15 protein-coding genes, 1 pseudogene and 1 CRISPR repeat array are annotated in these 15,311 nt (G+C 72.2%); of the genes and pseudogenes, 4 read left to right on the top strand and 12 right to left on the bottom strand.

All coding sequences use genetic code 11. The features are described from left to right. Window positions 1-233: 233 nt before the first annotated feature. The 5 genes from E5N76_RS26845 to E5N76_RS26825 all read right to left on the bottom strand — a co-directional run bounded on the left by E5N76_RS26845 (window position 234) and on the right by E5N76_RS26825 (window position 3,030). Entirely contained in the window at window positions 234-1,265 is a 1,032-nt protein-coding gene (locus tag E5N76_RS26845; RefSeq protein ID WP_207792122.1) for an MBL fold metallo-hydrolase, read from the bottom strand. Between the two features lie 116 nt (window positions 1,266-1,381). Beyond that, entirely contained in the window at window positions 1,382-1,864 is a 483-nt protein-coding gene (locus E5N76_RS26840) for a DUF2155 domain-containing protein (protein ID WP_235907904.1), read from the bottom strand. A gap of 55 nt (window positions 1,865-1,919) precedes the next feature. Then, complete coding sequence (locus E5N76_RS26835) at window positions 1,920-2,138, bottom strand: hypothetical protein (protein WP_149541029.1); 219 nt, start codon at window positions 2,136-2,138, stop codon at window positions 1,920-1,922. After that, window positions 2,135-2,665 carry an outer membrane lipid asymmetry maintenance protein MlaD gene (mlaD, locus tag E5N76_RS26830; protein WP_149541027.1) on the bottom strand — a complete coding sequence of 177 codons (531 nt, stop codon included), beginning with the start codon at window positions 2,663-2,665 and terminating at the stop codon, window positions 2,135-2,137. Before mlaD ends, E5N76_RS26835 begins: the two co-directional genes overlap by 4 nt. A 5-nt stretch (window positions 2,666-2,670) precedes the next feature. Further along, a complete protein-coding gene (locus tag E5N76_RS26825) occupies window positions 2,671-3,030 on the bottom strand; it encodes an NADH-ubiquinone oxidoreductase subunit NDUFA12 family protein (protein WP_149541025.1) in 360 nt (119 codons plus the stop codon). Between the two features lie 203 nt (window positions 3,031-3,233). On the opposite strand from E5N76_RS26825, the gene E5N76_RS26820 reads away from it, so the two are divergent. From E5N76_RS26820 to E5N76_RS26805, 4 genes are all read left to right on the top strand, one after another. Continuing rightward, window positions 3,234-4,784 (top strand): TSCPD domain-containing protein, encoded by a 1,551-nt coding sequence (locus tag E5N76_RS26820; RefSeq protein ID WP_149541023.1) that lies wholly within the window; start codon window positions 3,234-3,236, stop codon window positions 4,782-4,784. 246 nt (window positions 4,785-5,030) lie between these two features. Then, the gene (locus E5N76_RS26815; protein WP_149541021.1) at window positions 5,031-5,495 is read left to right on the top strand and encodes a RidA family protein; all 465 of its coding nucleotides are present in this window, start codon (window positions 5,031-5,033) and stop codon (window positions 5,493-5,495) included. Window positions 5,496-5,658: 163 nt separating this feature from the next. Next, on the top strand, window positions 5,659-6,837 hold the full coding sequence (locus tag E5N76_RS26810; RefSeq protein WP_149541019.1) for a GNAT family N-acetyltransferase: 1,179 nt from the start codon (window positions 5,659-5,661) through the stop codon (window positions 6,835-6,837). Beyond that, window positions 6,834-8,099: a hydantoinase/carbamoylase family amidase gene (locus E5N76_RS26805; protein WP_149541017.1), complete on the top strand. Its 1,266-nt coding sequence runs from the start codon at window positions 6,834-6,836 to the stop codon at window positions 8,097-8,099. Before E5N76_RS26810 ends, E5N76_RS26805 begins: the two co-directional genes overlap by 4 nt. Before the next feature lie 145 nt (window positions 8,100-8,244). Further along, a CRISPR array of direct repeats spans window positions 8,245-9,127; the repeat unit is 29 nt; unit sequence CGGTTCATCCCCGCGCCTGCGGGGAACAC. 70 nt (window positions 9,128-9,197) lie between these two features. On the opposite strand, the gene cas2e is transcribed toward E5N76_RS26805, so the two are convergent. From cas2e to casA, 7 genes and pseudogenes are all read right to left on the bottom strand, one after another. Continuing rightward, a complete protein-coding gene (gene cas2e / locus E5N76_RS26800) occupies window positions 9,198-9,539 on the bottom strand; it encodes a type I-E CRISPR-associated endoribonuclease Cas2e (protein ID WP_149541015.1) in 342 nt (113 codons plus the stop codon). Continuing rightward, window positions 9,520-10,483 (bottom strand): annotated as a pseudogene (gene cas1e / locus E5N76_RS26795) (type I-E CRISPR-associated endonuclease Cas1e). Before cas1e ends, cas2e begins: the two are co-directional and overlap by 20 nt. Next, window positions 10,480-11,166, bottom strand: a complete 687-nt coding sequence (cas6e, locus tag E5N76_RS26790; protein ID WP_149541013.1) for a type I-E CRISPR-associated protein Cas6/Cse3/CasE — start codon at window positions 11,164-11,166, stop codon at window positions 10,480-10,482. Before cas6e ends, cas1e begins: the two are co-directional and overlap by 4 nt. Further along, window positions 11,163-11,906 (bottom strand): type I-E CRISPR-associated protein Cas5/CasD, encoded by a 744-nt coding sequence (gene cas5e, locus E5N76_RS26785; RefSeq protein WP_149541011.1) that lies wholly within the window; start codon window positions 11,904-11,906, stop codon window positions 11,163-11,165. The genes cas6e and cas5e overlap by 4 nt, the downstream gene beginning before the upstream one ends. 5 nt (window positions 11,907-11,911) lie before the next feature. Beyond that, window positions 11,912-13,090, bottom strand: coding sequence for a type I-E CRISPR-associated protein Cas7/Cse4/CasC (gene cas7e, locus E5N76_RS26780; RefSeq protein ID WP_149541009.1), 1,179 nt, complete (start codon window positions 13,088-13,090; stop codon window positions 11,912-11,914). Beyond that, complete coding sequence (casB, locus tag E5N76_RS26775; protein ID WP_149541007.1) at window positions 13,087-13,650, bottom strand: type I-E CRISPR-associated protein Cse2/CasB; 564 nt, start codon at window positions 13,648-13,650, stop codon at window positions 13,087-13,089. The genes cas7e and casB overlap by 4 nt, the downstream gene beginning before the upstream one ends. After that, window positions 13,647-15,245: a type I-E CRISPR-associated protein Cse1/CasA gene (casA, locus tag E5N76_RS26770; RefSeq protein ID WP_268921332.1), complete on the bottom strand. Its 1,599-nt coding sequence runs from the start codon at window positions 15,243-15,245 to the stop codon at window positions 13,647-13,649. Before casA ends, casB begins: the two co-directional genes overlap by 4 nt. Between the last annotated feature and the right edge of the window lie 66 nt (window positions 15,246-15,311).

Raw genomic sequence — 15,311 nt, 5'->3', positions numbered from 1 at the left:
CGCCGGGGCCAGGCCCTGGCCCCGGACCCCGGTCTGAATTTCAGACCCGACGATTGAACCTGCCGACTCACACCGGGGTCCGGGGGGTGGTCCACCCCCCGGCGGGAGTGCAGAGGGCAGCGCCCTCTGCTGGGGGCATGGGGGCAAAGCCCCCATTTCCTCCTAATTCAGGCCAGCGCCTTTGGCGCGGCTTCGTGCCCATCTCCGGCGTGCACGCTCAGGCCGATCATGGGCTAGCCCGCCGCGGCGGCGGTCGCGCTGCTCAGGGTGCAGGTGCCGCCGAAAGGCAGGGTGGTGAAATTCGTCACCCCCTGCCGCGCGCATGCCTCCGCCAGCCAGGCTTCCGGCGCGTCGATCGCCTCATCCGTCAGCCCGGCGAAGGTGCCGAAATGCATGCCGATGCTCCGGCGCGGCCGCAGGATCCGGTGCGCCTCCACCGCCTCCGCCGGGTCCATGTGCTGGGTGCGCATGAAGAAGCGCGGCTCATAGGCGCCGATCGGCAGCAAGGCCAGGTCGATGCGCGGAAAGCGCGCCGCGATCTCGGCGATATGCGGGCACCAGCCGGTATCGCCGGCGAAATACACGCAGGCCCCCGGCGCCTCCAGCACGAAGCCGCCCCAGAGGCTGCAATTGCGGTCCCAGGGCGTGCGGGCGGAGAAATGCTGCGCCGGCACATAGGTGATGCGGAGGCCGGCGACCTCCGCGCTCTGCCACCAATCCAGCTCCCGCGCCCCCTGGATGCCGGCCTTCCGCAGATGCCGGGCATTGCCGAGGCCGGTGACGGCGGGCGGCGACCAGCGCTGCCGCACCCGGCGCAGCGTGGGCAGGTCCAGATGGTCGTAATGGTTGTGGCTGACCAGCAGCAGGTCGCAGCCCGGCAGCGCCTCCAGCGCCTGGCCCGGCGCCCGCACCCGCAGCGGCCCGGCGAAGCGCAGCGGGCTGCAGCGCGGCGACCAGATCGGGTCCAGCAGCACGCAGCGCCCGCCGAGCTGCACCAGGAAGCTGGCATGGCCGATGAAGGTGGCGGCGATCCGGTCGGCGCCGAGGCGCGGCGGCGGCGGCTGCGGCGGGTCCTCCACCCGGCGCGGCCAGGGGATGGGCTGCGCGGTCCGGCGCCAGCGCCAGACATCGCGCAGCGTCTTCGTCGTGCGGTCATGCACGTTGTGGAAGCGCTGCCCGTCGCAATGGTCGGAGACGGGGAAGGCCGCGCGCCGTCCTCCCCCGCCTTGCGGGGGAGGGCTGGGGTGGGGGTGCGTTTCAGCCACCATCCGCGCCTCCAGCCCTGCCCGGCCCGCGGAGGCGACCGGCCGGCCGGCGCAGCGGCAGGCTCACACCCCTACCCCAGCCCTTCCCCGCCCCGCGGCGGAGGAAGCAGCGTGGCTCATTTGCACTCGAGGATCCGCAGATCGTAGACCGGGTGCTCCAGCATCGAGACCGCCGGATTGTTGGCGAACATCCAGCCGCGGAAGACGAGCTGGGTCTCGGCCGGGCGGCGGCTGTCCCGCACCTCCATCCAGGCGGCGGCATCCGGCACCTCATCCGGCGGCCTGGCGTTGCAGGCGGCGATGTTGATGCTGAGGGTGCCGAAGCTGGCCGGCTGCCCCACCGTGGCGCGGAGGACGGAGATCCGCGCCGTCACCTTGTCCAGCAATTGCAGCTCGGCGGTGCGCTTCGGCTGCCATTCCTCGCCATCCTGCGCCGCCGCCGGGGCCAGGCGGAGGACCAGCGGGAAGACCAGCAGCGCCGCCAGCAGCAGCCCCGCACGCCCCGGGGAGAGGCCCCCGCGCCGGCGAGGCCGGCGGTGCGCCCGGCCAGGCGGCGCCGGCGCCGCGGCAATCGCCGCGGGGCCCGGCCATCCCGGCACCCCGGCCGTGGAGGCCCCCCGCAGGACCGGCCCGATACCCATTGCCCGGCAGGCCCTAGCCGCGCCGCTTCGGGCTGGGCAGCTCGGCGACCAGCCGGGTGAGGATGTCGCGCATCGCCGCCTCATCCACCCCCATCAGCACCGCATCCTCGAAGGCGTCCCGCATCACCTGCGCCAGCTCGTTGTGATTCTCCGCCAGCACCTTCAGCTTCTCCCGGCAGGAGATCGGCGCGCCATCGGCGCCCGGCCAGGTGGCGGGGGCCGCCGTGCTCATCGCGGCGCGCTGCCGCCGCCGCCCGTCGCCGGCGCATCCTGCTGTTGCTGCTGCTGTTGGGCGTTGGAGGTGTTCATCTGCGTGACGGAGAAAATGAAGCGCCCCAGCAGGGATTCAAGGCTGACCGAGCCCTGCGTCTCCGTGATCCGCCCGCCATCGGCCAGGGTCTTCTCGCTGCCGCCCGGCACCAGGGAGACGTATTTGCCCCCCAGCAGCCCTTCCGAGGTGATCTCGGCCGAGGTGTCGTCCGGCAGGCGCAGGCTGCGGTCCACCCGCAGCGTCAGCTCGGCGCCGAAGGTCTCCGGGTCGATCCGGCTGTTGGTGACGGTGCCGACCTTGACGCCGGCGATGCGGACATCGGCGCCGTTGGCGATGCCGTCGATGCGGTCGAACCGCGCCCGGAGCTGCATGCCTTCCGCCACCACCGCGCCGCGGCCGCTATGCAGCACGGCATAGGCCAGGAATATCGCGGCCACCACCAGCACCACTGCGCCGGTCGCCACCTCCGCCAGGCTGCGCCCCTGCATGCCGCTCAGGCGCCCGGGGTCCAGGCTTCGTAATCGCCGCCGCTCACCTGGCGCCGGCCGCCGACATAGTCATGGCCGGCCGGGCGGTAGCTTTCCGGCGTGCCGGTCAGGTTCGGCCGGTGTTCCTTCTGCCAGGGGTAGCGCTTCTGCTCCGGCAGCGGCTCGGGCACCGTGTGGTGCAGCCAGGCATGCCATTCCGGCGGCACCACCGTGGGTTCCCGCCCGCCATTGGCGTAGATCGCCCAGCGGCGGGGGCGGTTGTAGATGGGCTGCAGCCGGCGGCTCTCGAAATAGACATTGCCGAAGCGGTCGGTGCCGACCTGGCGGCCGGTGAGCCTGGAGGTGAGGCGCAGCAGGAAGGACATGGAGCTCCTCGGCAAGGGGCCCAGGGAGGGGCCATCCGGGGCGGTATCGCATGCTGCGGCGCGGCGCGCAAAGCAGGGCGCGCGACGGGGCGCGGGCCGGCCCGCCGGGGCCGAGGGGCCCGCCCGCATATCCACAGGATATTGCGGTATGAACCCCGCCTGCCCCCTAGATGCAGAGGGAGGATGGCCTTAGCATCCCTGCCATGCGACGCTATCAGGGCACTCTCTGGGATGGTCTGGCGCTGCGGCGCCAACGTGCGGCGGCGGATCCGGATGCGGAGCCGCGCCCGGTGGCGCTGCCGCCGGAATGGGAGGCGGAGGCCGCCGCGGCGCTGGCCGCCCTGGCGCCGGCCAGCCGCCCCGCCAGCCTGCCCGGCGCCGCCGAGGCCTGGATTCGCCGCGTCCTCGCCGCCGGCCGGAAATCCGGCCTGCTGGAGGAGGCCGGCGCCCGGCATCTGGCGGAAGGGCTGCGCGCCCTGCTGCTGACCCGCCGCGGCAGCGCCGGCGCCGAGGCCTGGGCCGGCGGGCGGGAAACCCGCTTCGTCCTCAACCTGCCGGCCTTCCTGGAGCCGGAGGGCGGCTTCGACCTGGAGGGCTATGCCGAGGCCTGCGCCCTGGGCGTGCGGGCGCTGGAGGCGCTTTCCGGCGGTCGCGCGCAGCGGCTGCGGCTGGGCTTCGCCGATCTGGCCGGGCTGCTGGCCGGGCTCGGCCTGCCCTATGACAGCGCCGAGGCGCGGGCGACCGCCGCCGGCATCGCCGCCCTGACCCGCGGCGCGGCGGAGGCCGAAAGCGGCCGGATCGCCGCGCGACTCGGGGCGCGGGAGCCGGTGGCGCTGCTCTGGCCCATGCCGCCGGCGGCGACGCCGGTGCCGGGCCTGGCCGCCGCCGCCCGCGCGGCGCTGGATGCCGCCGCCGCCGCCCCCGGGCTGCGCCATCAGGCGCTGCTGGCCCTCGCTTTGCCGGATGCGGTGGAGGCCCTGCTGGGCGCCGAGACGGGCGGCATCGCCCCCGCCCCCGGCTCCACCCGCCCGGTGCTGACCGAGGCCGGCGATGGCTCCTCCCATTGGGCGGAGGTGCCGACCCGCGCCGCCATGCTCGCCACCCGCCTGCATCCGGATCGCGTCGGCGCCCTGCTGGCGCCGGTCTCCGAGCTGGCGCGTGACGCGATGCGGGAAGCGGTGGCGCCCTTCCTGCACGCCGCCCCGCCGGCGCCGGTCGCCCTCCCCGCGATTGCGCGCCCCTGGGCCCGGCCGGCGCCCAAATCCCAGGCGCCGCTGCGGCGGCATGCCGGCACCACGCTGCACGTCTCGGTGGGCGGCCACCGCGTGGCGCTGCGCACCGCTGAGGACGAGCAGGGCAAGCTGCTGGAGGTCGCCTTCAGCCTCTCCAAGGAAGGTGCCGCCTTCCGCAGCCTGATGGATGCCTTTGCGCATGCCGTCTCGCTCGGCCTGCAGCAGGGCGTGCCGCTGGCGGAGTATGTCGAGGCCTTCGCCTATACCCGCTTCGGCCCCTGCGGCATGGTGGAGGGCGACCCCGCCATCCCCCGCGCCACCTCGGTGCTGGACTGGGCCTTCCGGCGGCTGGCGCTGGACTATCTCGGCCGGCGGGACCTGCCGCAGCCGAGCGAGGAGGATTGCCTGGGCGACGCGGTGGGCAGCGCCGCGCAGCAGGCGCCGCTGCTGCCGCTCGACCTGCCGGAAATGCCGGCGGCCAGCCCGCGCGGAAGGCGGCGGGCGCTGAAGCTGGTGAGCTAGTGTCCTGCCCGCGAAGGTCGCTGGATTTCCAGCGAACGCAGCGGACAAGCAGGCCACTGAAACCACAAGCCAGTGGCCCGAGAGCGAAGTCCGCAGGACTGCGGAATCGGGACACTGGACTCCATGGGAGGGCGTCGCGCCGCCAGGCGCGCCTCACGGCGCGACCCTCTCCCGGACCCCACCCGCCAAGGGCCGAAAGGCCCTTGGACCCTTGAGTCTTGCACCCGTCGGTGAGGAGATCACGCCATGGCTGGAAAGATCGCGGCGAAGCTGGCCGAACTCGGCATCGCCCTCCCCACCCCGGCGGCGCCCATCGCCAACTATGTCGCCTACAACGTCACCGGGAAGCTCGTCGTCATCTCCGGCCAGATCCCGTTGCAGGACGGGAAGATCGTCTTCACCGGCAAGGTGGGGGCGGGCGTCTCGATCGAGACGGCGCAGCAGGCGGCCAGGCTCTGCTTCGTGAACCTCGCCGCCCAGCTCCAGGCGGCGATCGGCGATCTGGACCGGGTGACCCGGGTGGTGCGGCTGGGCGGCTTCATCGCGGCGGGGCCGGAATTCACCCAGCACGCGGTGGTGATGAACGGCGCCTCGGACCTTGCCGTCGCCATCTTCGGCGATGCCGGCCGGCATGCCCGCACCACCATCGGCGTGCCCTCCCTGCCCGGCGACGCAACCGTCGAGGTCGAGGGGATGTTCGAATTCGCCTAGAGCGTGATCGGTTGAGGTCGAATCGACCGAAACCGTGAATCACGCGACCGAACAATGAGCTAGAGCGGGGCGGGTGAGCGCAGCTCAACCGATCCCGCTCTAGGCCGGAGCAGGGCCGCTCCGCCCTTGCCCTAACCATGCTGCGGTGCACATGCTGCGGGCGATGCCCGATAGCGCCCCAGACCTCACCCTGACCCTGCATCCGCGCATCACCGACATTGCGGCAGCGGATTGGGATGCCTGCGCCGGCGGCGGGAACCCCTTCGTCAGCCACGCCTTCCTGGCCGCGCTGGAAGCCAGCGGCAGCGCCACCGGGGACCGGGGCTGGCTGCCGCAGCACCTCGCGCTGCGCGGCCCCGGCGGCCAGCTCCTCGCCTGCGCGCCCTGCTATGCAAAGAGCCACAGTCAGGGCGAATACGTCTTCGACTGGTCCTGGGCCGATGCCTTTGAGCGGGCGGGCGGCAGCTATTACCCGAAGCTGCAGATCTGCGCCCCCTTCAGCCCGGTGCCTGGGCCAAGGCTGCTGGTACGGCCGGGCAGCGGGCTGAGGCCGGAGGCCCTGGGCCAGGCGCTGGTGCAGGCCTGCGGGGAACTTGGGCTGTCCTCCGTACACATCACCTTCTGCGAGGAAGCCGAATGGCGTGCCTTGGGCGAGACGGGCTGGCTGCGCCGGCTCGGTACGCAATTCCACTGGCACAATCGCGGCTATGCCAGCTTCGACGACTTCCTCGGCGCGCTGAACAGCCGCAAGCGCAAGGCGGTGAAGCGCGAGCGGCGCGACGCCGCCGCCAGCGGCTTTACCCTGAAGACGCTGCGAGGCCACGAGATCACGCCGCGCCACTGGCAGGCCTTCCACCGCTTCTACCGCGCCACCACGGACAAGAAATGGGGCCGCAGCGCCTATCTCACCCAGCGCTTCTGGCCGATGCTGGGGGAGGCGCTGGGCGACCGCGTGGTGCTGATGGTGGCGGAGCGGGATGGCGAGCCGGTGGCGGGCGCGCTGAACCTGCTGGGGGCGGAGGCGCTCTACGGCCGCAATTGGGGCGCCGTGGCGGATGCGCCCTTCCTGCATTTCGAGCTCTGCTACTACCGCGCCATCGACTTCGCCATCGAGCACAGGCTGCCGCGCGTCGAGGCCGGGGCGCAGGGCGAGCACAAGATCCAGCGCGGCTATCTCCCCTCCCCCACCTATTCCGCGCATTGGATCGCGCATCAGGGGCTGCGGCGCGCGGTGGATGATTTCCTGGCGCGGGAACGGCCGGCGATGGAGCGGGAAATGGCGGCGCTGGCGACCATGTCCCCCTTTCGCCAGGAGGGGTGCGAGGCCAAGGGGGAGGCATGAGCGATTTCGCGGCGGCGATCCGCGCCGAGGCCGAGGCGGCCTGGGCGCTGATGGAGGCGATCGGCGACGCCACGCGGGAAGGCCCCGGCATCACCCGCGCCGCCTTCGGCGAGGGCGAGCAGCAGGCGGCCGCTGCGGTGATCGCCTGGGCGGAAGCGCGGGGGCTGGCCCCGGTCGCGGACCCCTATGGCAATCTGCATGTCCGCTGGCCGGGGCAGGACTCGTCCCTGCCCTCGGTCGGCGCCGGCTCGCATCTGGATTCGGTGCCGCAGGGCGGGAATTATGACGGGCTGGCCGGCACCGTTGCGGCGCTGGCCGCACTGGCGGCGGCGAAGGCCAGCGGCACGAGGCCGCGGCGCGGGCTGCACGCCATCGCCATGCGCGGCGAGGAAAGCCCCTGGTTCGCCACCGCCTATCTCGGCGCGCGGCTCATGCTGGGCCGTTCGACGCTGGCCGAGATCGGCGGGCTGCGCCGCTTCGACAGCGGCCGGACGCTGCGCGAGCACATGGCGGCGCTGGACATTCCCGGCGCGCCGGGCGCGGTGCTGGGACCGCAGGACCTGGCCTGCTTCTTCGAGCTGCATATCGAGCAGGGGCCGCTGCTGGAAGGCGCCGGCCTCCCGCTCGGCATCGCCACCGGCATCCGCGGCAATCTGCGCTTTCCGGAGGCGCGGATCCTCGGCGAGTACGGCCATGCTTCCGCCGTGCCGCGGGCCTATCGCCGCGACGCGGTCACCGCCCTCGCGGAGCTAGTGCTGGAATTCGACCGCTTCTGGGAATCGCGCATCGCCGCGGGCGACGACAATTTCGTCTTCACCATCGGCAAGGTGGCGACCGACCCGGCGCAGCACGCCATGACCAAGGTGCCGGGCGAGATCCGCTTCAGCTTCAATTGCGGCGGCACCGACGCGGCGGTCATCGCCGCGGCGCGCGACCTGCTCTTCGGCACCGTCGCGGCGATCGAGGCGCGCCGCGGCGTGCGCTTCGAGCTGGGACCGGAAGTGGGCACGCCGCCCGTGGCGCTGGACCCCGGCCTGATGGCGAAGCTGGAAGCCAGCGCCGCCAGGCTGCGCCACGGCACGCGCCGCATCCCCACCGTGGGGCATGACACGGCGATGTACTGCCTCTCCGGCATCCCGAGCGCGATGCTGCTGGTGCGCAACCAGCATGGCAGCCACAATCCGCAGGAGGCGATGGAGAAGGCGGACTTCATCGCGGGCGCCGAGACCCTCGCCTACGCAATGCTCGGCGCCGCCACTTGAGGGAGGCTCGTTGCGGCAGTGCCGCAACCCCTCAAACTCCCTCCGCAAAGGGCCGAAAGGCCCTTTGAACCCTTGAGTCTGCCGCCCCCGGCATCTCACTCCTGTTTCCCGGTTCGGCTGGAAGACCGTTTCCCCGTTGGTCCTCCGGTTCATCCCCGCGCCTGCGGGGAACACAAGGCCCGGCGGCGAGCCGCCGAACATATCGCCGGTTCATCCCCGCGCCTGCGGGGAACACGGCTCAGGTCTCCGGCCCGGCGTCGATGTTGCCGGTTCATCCCCGCGCCTGCGGGGAACACGGACGGAGGATAGCGATGGCATTCACCATTTGCGGTTCATCCCCGCGCCTGCGGGGAACACACTAAGGCGCGGCAGCGGGACGTCGTCGCATACGGTTCATCCCCGCGCCTGTGGGGAACACTGGCGGCCGCTCTTCGGCCGGGCCAGCTCGGCCGGTTCATCCCCGCGCCTGCGGGGAACACATGAGCCTGAACCATAGATCGGGTGATGATCCCGGTTCATCCCCGCGCCTGCGGGGAACACGGTGTCGGAGCTGCACTGGCAGGAGATCGCATCGGTTCATCCCCGCGCCTGCGGGGAACACGGGCGCCTCCTGCGGCAGGAGGCGAGCCAAGGCGGTTCATCCCCGCGCCTGCGGGGAACACGCGACAATCGCCCACCGAGGCAGCGCGCCAACCGGTTCATCCCCGCGCCTGCGGGGAACACTGCTGCCGGTGGTGGTGGGCGCGCCGAGCAGCCGGTTCATCCCCGCGCCTGCGGGGAACACATCGGCGCCTATCCTGGCCGGCCGCAGTTCATCGGTTCATCCCCGCGCCTGCGGGGAACACTAGATCGCGCCGGCACCGAGCTGCGGCACGCCCGGTTCATCCCCGCGCCTGCGGGGAACACATCGAATAGGACAGATCACGCAACCCGGCTGCCGGTTCATCCCCGCGCCTGCGGGGAACACACGATAGTGAACCACCACCCATCGCCCGGCGCCGGTTCATCCCCGCGCCTGCGGGGAACACTCTTCCTGGAGTCTATTGATTCGAAAGGCAGATATTCATGTCAAAGATCGCACCAGGCGGAACAGCCGTTCTAGCCGGTCCCGCGACCCCGCCGCGCATATGGTGCCGCCGGGCCGGGTTCGGACGGCAACGCCGCCTCCGGCCCGAAGGCCACCAGCCGCATGCCGCCCAGGTCGACCGGCACCCGCCGGTTCGCGCCGCAAGTGTCGAAATGGAAGCCTACCTCGTTCGGGGCGGACCAGGCCAACACGGCGTTGCCCTCCCCGATATGCGTCACGACTTCGGCCCAGATCATCTCCCGCACGCGCCGGCCGTAGTCGCCCAGATAGACGCCGGCCCGCACCTCCAATAGCCAGACCGCCAGCCGCCCCCGCAGCCTGGGCGGCGCGGCTTCAACCACGATGACCAGCATCTCCAGTGCCCTCCTGGGCCGGAAAGGCCATCGGCATGGCTTCCGGCGCAGCGTCGGGGAGAGGCAGGCCCCCCGCCGCAAGCACCTCCTCGATCAGCGGCACCAGCCTTGTCAGAATGTTAGCCCGCCGGAAGGCATCGCGACAGCGGCGGCGCACCTCCGCCACCGGGTCGTCCACCCTGCGTCCATCCAGCACGCGGCCCTGCTGCACCGCTGCCGCCACGCGAAAGGCCTCCGGTACCACCGTCTCGAACTTCAGGATGTCCGCGATATCGTAGACGAAGCTTTGCGGCTTGCCGGAATGGAGGAAGCCGAGCGCCGGCGCGTAGCCAGCCGCCAGCACGGCCGCCTCGGTGATGCCGTAAAGCGCCGCGGTCGCCGCCGAGAGGCACCGGTTGACGACATCCGCCGCAGGCCAGTCGCCAGGGTCATAGACCCGCCCCTCCCAGTGCGCCCCGTGCCGCTGCGCCAGCAGCCGATAGGTCTCCCGCACCCGTGCCCCTTCGATGCCGCGAAGCTGGTCGATGGAACGCCGCTGCGGCGCTTCCTCGCCGAAGCGCAGCGCGTACATCTTCCGCACCACGCGCAGCCGCGTTTCCTCCTCCAGCGCGAGCCGCGCCTGCAGCAGCAGCCGGTCGGCGCGTGCCCCGCCGGGCTGGCCAGCGGCATAGAGCCTGACCCCGGCCTCCCCCACCCAGATCAGCAGCGTCCCGGCCCGCGCCGCCAGGGCGACGGCGGCGTGGGCTCACCCGGGTGCCCGGTTCCAACATGAGGCAGGCAAGTCCGCCGATCGGAATATGCGTGCGGATGCCGTTCGCATCGACCAGCACGAAGGCGCCGTCCAGCACGTCCAGCCGGCCCTTCTCCACGAAGAGGATGGAGGCGCGCTCCCGGATCGGGATGGGCCGCGGCGGCGGCAGCCCGGGCAGCGGCCGGTCGCTCATCCCGCGCGGCGGATGAGCATCAGGCCGCAGCCGAAGGCACGGGCGCGGCCGAAGCCCTGGGCCAGAGCGGCCAGGAAGCGCGGCGGATCGAGGACGGTCAGCACACCCTCGAAGTCCAGCACGCTGTAGCGGATGGGCGGCGCGCCCTCGCGCGGCAGGCGCACCGTCTCGTAGCCATCGATCGCCACCTCGCCCACCGGCGCGAAGCCCTGCGCCTCACCCTGGCGGGCGAACCAGGCGCGGCCGGCCGCGATGGCCGTCTCCAGCCGTGCCTCCGCCCTTTCGGCGCCGGCGGGCAGGCGGTGCAGCGCGTGCATCACCACGTCATGCCGCCGGCCGCGCTGGCCCGGCTTGCCGCCCGCCGCGACCACCGGGTTGGCATGCAGCCGGAAGCCGAGCCGGTCGCCCGCCGCGAGGGCCGGGGCGAATTCCTTGGTCTCGATCTCGAAGACATCCGCCAGCGGCAGGGGCGGCCGCCGCGAGAGCGCCAGGTACTGCCCGGGCTGCTCCTGCCGCCAGAGGAAATCCCGCTGCCGCTCCGGCGCATCGGCGAAGAGTGCCCAGATCAGCCGATGCGCCGCCACGGCCTGCGCCCCGGTCTCCTCCGGCAGCAGCAGCCGCGCGAGTGCGGCGATCTGCGCATCCCGCCGCAACCGCACGCGGCTGAGATGGAGCGCCGTCATGGCTGCGGCACCGCGAGGATCAGCTCCTCCCGCAGGTCGAACTGCCAGCGGCGGCGGGAGCGGGGCTGGTCGCGCCGGCGCTCCGTGCGGAGATGGCGCAGCCCTGCGGGCAGCCCGCCCGGCTCCGCCTCCATCGCCACGGTGAGCGGCCCGGTGGCGGGGCCCAGCCAGGTTTTGCGGAACCGTCCTTCCTTCGCCTCGCTGGCATGACGGGCCAGCAGTGCCGCCGGCGCATCCGTGGCCGCCACCAGCTCCGGCGCCAGCGGCAGGCCGAGCGGGCAGGATTTGCGGCCGAGATAGGGTGTGAAGACCGGGCGTCGCATGGCCTCGGCGATCGCCTCCAGTCCCCAGCGCGGCGCCGGCACGCGCGGCCAAAGCGCGGCGAGGTGCCAGGCGCCGCTGCGGTAGTCGCGACGGGAGAGGATGGTGTTCAGCCCTGGGGCTGCCAGCTCCTCCGCCCGCGTGGCGAAGCGCCGTCCGCGCTGGGCGGAGGGCACCTGCGCCGTGTGGTAGTCGGCCAGCAGCGCCCCGGGCGCGACGCAGAGCATGGCCAGCCCGTAGCCCTCGGCCAGCGCGGCCTGGCCTGCCTCGTCCTCCCGTTCCAGGCCGAGGCAGGCGCCGATCAGGCCAAGCACGGCGGACCGCCCCGGGCGATCCCAGCCGCCGCGCCGCTCGCCCACCGCGATGCTGCCGAAGGCGGCCAGCGGCGCGACGAGGGCGAAGGTGAGGTAGTGCGGCATGTCCTTCAGGCGCGGCAGAAGGCGATGATGTCGGCCAGCGTCCCTGCATGGCCGACATGCATGACTTTCTCCGCGTCGGATTGCGGCCCATAGGCCTGGGTCAGCGCCGCCCGGAACGCCGTCAGGGCCTTGACGGAGTCGGCCATGAGGTCGCTGCCGGCGATTGGCCGCGCGAAGGCGCCGGCCAGGGTGCGCGGCTGCTGGTCGCCCTTCTCCGCCAGGACGTAGTCGGCCCTGCCATGCGCCGCGAAGCTGTTCTGCTTGCCGCGCGGCGCCACCGTCGCCGCCGCCTCGGCCAGGGCGCCGAGGGCGGTCGCGGCGAGCGCCGTCTCGCCGCCGAGATTGCGCAGCAGCAGGGCGCGGTCGATGCAGAGATAGAGGTAGAAGATGCCGGAGCCGAAGGCCGCCTCACCGAGGAAGCCGGCGCCGGCATCCTCGGCCGGCGTCTTCAGGTCATCGACCGCCGTGTAGTAGTCATCCTCGACGGTGACGCGGTGCGTGGTGATGGCATGCGCCACCTGCGCCGCGGCTTCGCGGTTGCGATCGGGCGTGTCCGCGAGCATACGGCCGAACAGCGCGATGTCCGCGGCAGTGTCCGCGACCGTCAGAATCTCCGCACGCATCTCCTTGATCAATTTCGTCGTCTGCTTCGATTGCTTTGGCGCCTTGCCCTTCTTGCTGCGGACCTCGTTGTCGCTTTCCTCGTCGTCGCCCTCGGGATCGAGAGCGATCTCGCTCGCGGCCTTCGCAAGTTGGGCGCGGGTCTCAGGATCGTTCATGGCACGCTCAAGATACTTAGAGACGTTGCCCCGCTCATCCGGGCTGATGAAGGCCAGCTGCCGAATGAAAAGCTCCTGTCCAGGTTTCGGGCTGGATTCCGGCTTGCCGAAGACCGCAGCGAGAACCCGAGCGATGGAACTGGCCTCCGCCTGCCCAAGTTGATGATCGCGTTGAAGCAGCAGGGCGATATTTTCGCCGATGCGTTGCGTCCTGACGCCCAGATGTCCATCTGGCGCTTTTTCGAAGACTTCCGAGGTGCGCCAGGCCCGCTTCAGCGCCTGGGAGGAGAGCCGGAGCCGCGGCGCGCCGCCCACCACCGCGGTCTTCGGCCGCCCGGTATCGTCGCGGTTCAGATTGGCAGGCGGGAAGAAGGTCAGCAGATGGAGTTGCAGGAAGCGGCTCATGGCGCGGGGGCCTCGGCGGGGCTGGGCGTGGCAGGGGTAGGCTGCGGGTTGGCGTTCCAATAGGCGAAGATCCAGCGGCGCCGGACCTCCTCGCCGCGGAAGCGGTCGGTCCACTCGAACAGGGCGCGGGCCAGGTCGCGGGCATTCGCCTCGCCGCCCGCCAGGGCCAGCAGGCGGCGGAAGGCGGCGAGGCAGTCATCCGGCTCGCTTGCCTCCAGCAGCCGGCGGAAGCGCAGCGGCTTGAGGCGCGCTGTCTCCGGCCGCTCCGGGCTTTCCGGCCCGAGCTGACGGGCGACCGAGATCTCCGGCCTGTCCTCCCGCAGATGCGCCAGCACGGCGGCGGCAAGGGCGATGGGCACCAGGTCGCCCGCATGATCCGCCTGGCAGAGGCGGAACAGGGCGAGGGTCGCCGGCTCCTGCATCGCCGCGGCCACCGTCGCGCAGCGGCGCAGTCGGGCGAGGGCGGCGCGGTCGCCGCTGCGGTCGGCGGGGTTGGCGCGGCCGGGGTCGGGCCGCAGCCCGCGCCACCAGACATGGGCGCCCTGCGGGTAGCGGATCATGCGGCCTTCCCCCGTCCCTTCTTCGCTTTGGGTTGCGCAGCGGCCAGCCCCAGCAGGCCGAACAGCGCGGCGCCCTCCTTGCCGAAGCCGGACAGGGCGAACACAAGGCCCCGGCGGGCGCGGCTGATGCGCGGAGCGAGGGCGCCATTCTCCGGCGTGAGTGGCGCGGCCTCGTCGAACAGGGCCAGGGCAAGGCGCCGCAATTCGTGCAGCCAACTTGCCTTGGCATCCTCGGGTTGCGCTGCGAGCCGCTCGAAGAAGCCTGCTTCGGTCGCCTCCCAGACCCGTTCGCGGAGGCTGGAGAAGAGCTCTGCCTCCAGCTTCACCGTGGCGCCGGGGCTGAACAGCGCCTGGCGCACCGCGCTGCGCAGCACTGCGGCGACCTGGTTGGCGGAGAGAATCAGGGCGGTGGCCAGGTTCTCCTGCTTTTCCTTGTCGGCCGCGGGCGGCAGGGGCATCTCGCTTTCGACGAAGCCGCGGGCCTTCATGTTGTCCATGTCGTAGCCGGCGGCGAGCAGGCGGGTGCCGGGGCGGCCGACATCGCGCTCCCGCGTCTCACGCCATTGGTGGACGCTCTGGGCCGGCAGGCGCAGCCCCTCGCGGTCCCGCATCACCAGGCCGAGCCAGTGGCGATAGCCGATGCCGCCGGGTTGGGGATGGACCGGCAGCCATGCGTCCCCGGGCTTCTGGGCATAGTAGGGCGACAGCGGATGGACGCGGCCCCACCCGACGTAATTCGCCCCGCGCGGGCGTTGCCGCCAGGAGGTGACCTGCACGCCGTCGCGGCTGCCGGTCAGGTCGCAGGGCTGGTCGCCGGGTGCGAAGTCCAGCCGGATGCGGCGCGGCATCCCCCACCAGGCCTGCAAGGGGTGGCTTTGCTCCGGGGTGACGCCGCGGTTGCCCTCCGAGGTGACGGTGGGCGCCAGCCAGGGGAAGACCAGCGGATATTCCTCCGGCGCCGGCGGCCCCTCCGGCCGGACCGGGACATTGGCCCAGAGGGTCTGCCACAGGGTTGGCCGCTCGCCCGGCAGGACGAGGGTGGTGAGCGGCCCGCCGCCGCGCAGCCCGGTGCGGTTGCCGGCACCGCCGGCCGGGGCCCAGCCCTGGAAGGTGTAGAGCGCCATGGCGGCAGCAGGGCGACCGAGGCGGGCGACGCGGCCGCGGTGGACCAGGAGGTCGGTGTTCTGCCGCAGGGTGCTGGCGCCGGGGGATTCGATCAGCAGGCGCTCGATGGGTTCGGGATCGGAGACGAGGTCCTCACGGTCCTGCAGGAAGCGGGGGCCGTCGCCGTCGAGATCGAAGGCATGGGCGAAGGGGGCGAGGGCGGCGTCGAGGGTTGCGGGGCTGGGCGGCGAATGCCACCAGTCGAGCCAGGTGGAACCATCCTCGGGCGGGCAAGCGGTGGCGAGCAGGCCAATGAGGAACTCCAGGCCGGCGATGCGGAAGTCGGCGCGTGGCCAGTCGAGGCCCACGACCAGGTTGTCCGCCTCGGCGATCTGCGCCGGGCGGACCATCTCGTGTTTGCCACCCTGGCGGAGGACGGGGAGCCAGGGCTGAAGCAGAAGATTCAGAGGCGATCTTGGCCCTTGATCCACCCATCCCTCCTGACGGCTGGGCCGATCGGCCGCCTTCCCGAATAGTGGCGATATTCGTAATAAATT

The organism is Siccirubricoccus phaeus (genome assembly GCF_008360935.1).
Lineage (GTDB): Bacteria > Pseudomonadota > Alphaproteobacteria > Acetobacterales > Acetobacteraceae > Siccirubricoccus > Siccirubricoccus phaeus.
This window is presented reverse-complemented; position numbering and strand designations above follow the sequence as displayed.

Excerpts from the sequence above, each read along its gene's own strand:
- E5N76_RS26835 (WP_149541029.1), bottom strand. The coding sequence starts at position 2,138 with ATGAGCACGGCGGCCCCCGCCACCTGGCCGGGCGCCGATGGCGCGCCG.
- mlaD (WP_149541027.1), bottom strand. The coding sequence starts at position 2,665 with ATGCAGGGGCGCAGCCTGGCGGAGGTGGCGACCGGCGCAGTGGTGCTG.
- E5N76_RS26825 (WP_149541025.1), bottom strand. The coding sequence starts at position 3,030 with ATGTCCTTCCTGCTGCGCCTCACCTCCAGGCTCACCGGCCGCCAGGTC.
- E5N76_RS26820 (WP_149541023.1), top strand. The coding sequence starts at position 3,234 with ATGCGACGCTATCAGGGCACTCTCTGGGATGGTCTGGCGCTGCGGCGC.
- E5N76_RS26815 (WP_149541021.1), top strand. The coding sequence starts at position 5,031 with ATGGCTGGAAAGATCGCGGCGAAGCTGGCCGAACTCGGCATCGCCCTC.
- E5N76_RS26810 (WP_149541019.1), top strand. The coding sequence starts at position 5,659 with ATGCCCGATAGCGCCCCAGACCTCACCCTGACCCTGCATCCGCGCATC.
- E5N76_RS26805 (WP_149541017.1), top strand. The coding sequence starts at position 6,834 with ATGAGCGATTTCGCGGCGGCGATCCGCGCCGAGGCCGAGGCGGCCTGG.
- cas2e (WP_149541015.1), bottom strand. The coding sequence starts at position 9,539 with ATGCTGGTCATCGTGGTTGAAGCCGCGCCGCCCAGGCTGCGGGGGCGG.
- cas6e (WP_149541013.1), bottom strand. The coding sequence starts at position 11,166 with ATGACGGCGCTCCATCTCAGCCGCGTGCGGTTGCGGCGGGATGCGCAG.
- cas5e (WP_149541011.1), bottom strand. The coding sequence starts at position 11,906 with ATGCCGCACTACCTCACCTTCGCCCTCGTCGCGCCGCTGGCCGCCTTC.
- cas7e (WP_149541009.1), bottom strand. The coding sequence starts at position 13,090 with ATGAGCCGCTTCCTGCAACTCCATCTGCTGACCTTCTTCCCGCCTGCC.
- casB (WP_149541007.1), bottom strand. The coding sequence starts at position 13,650 with ATGATCCGCTACCCGCAGGGCGCCCATGTCTGGTGGCGCGGGCTGCGG.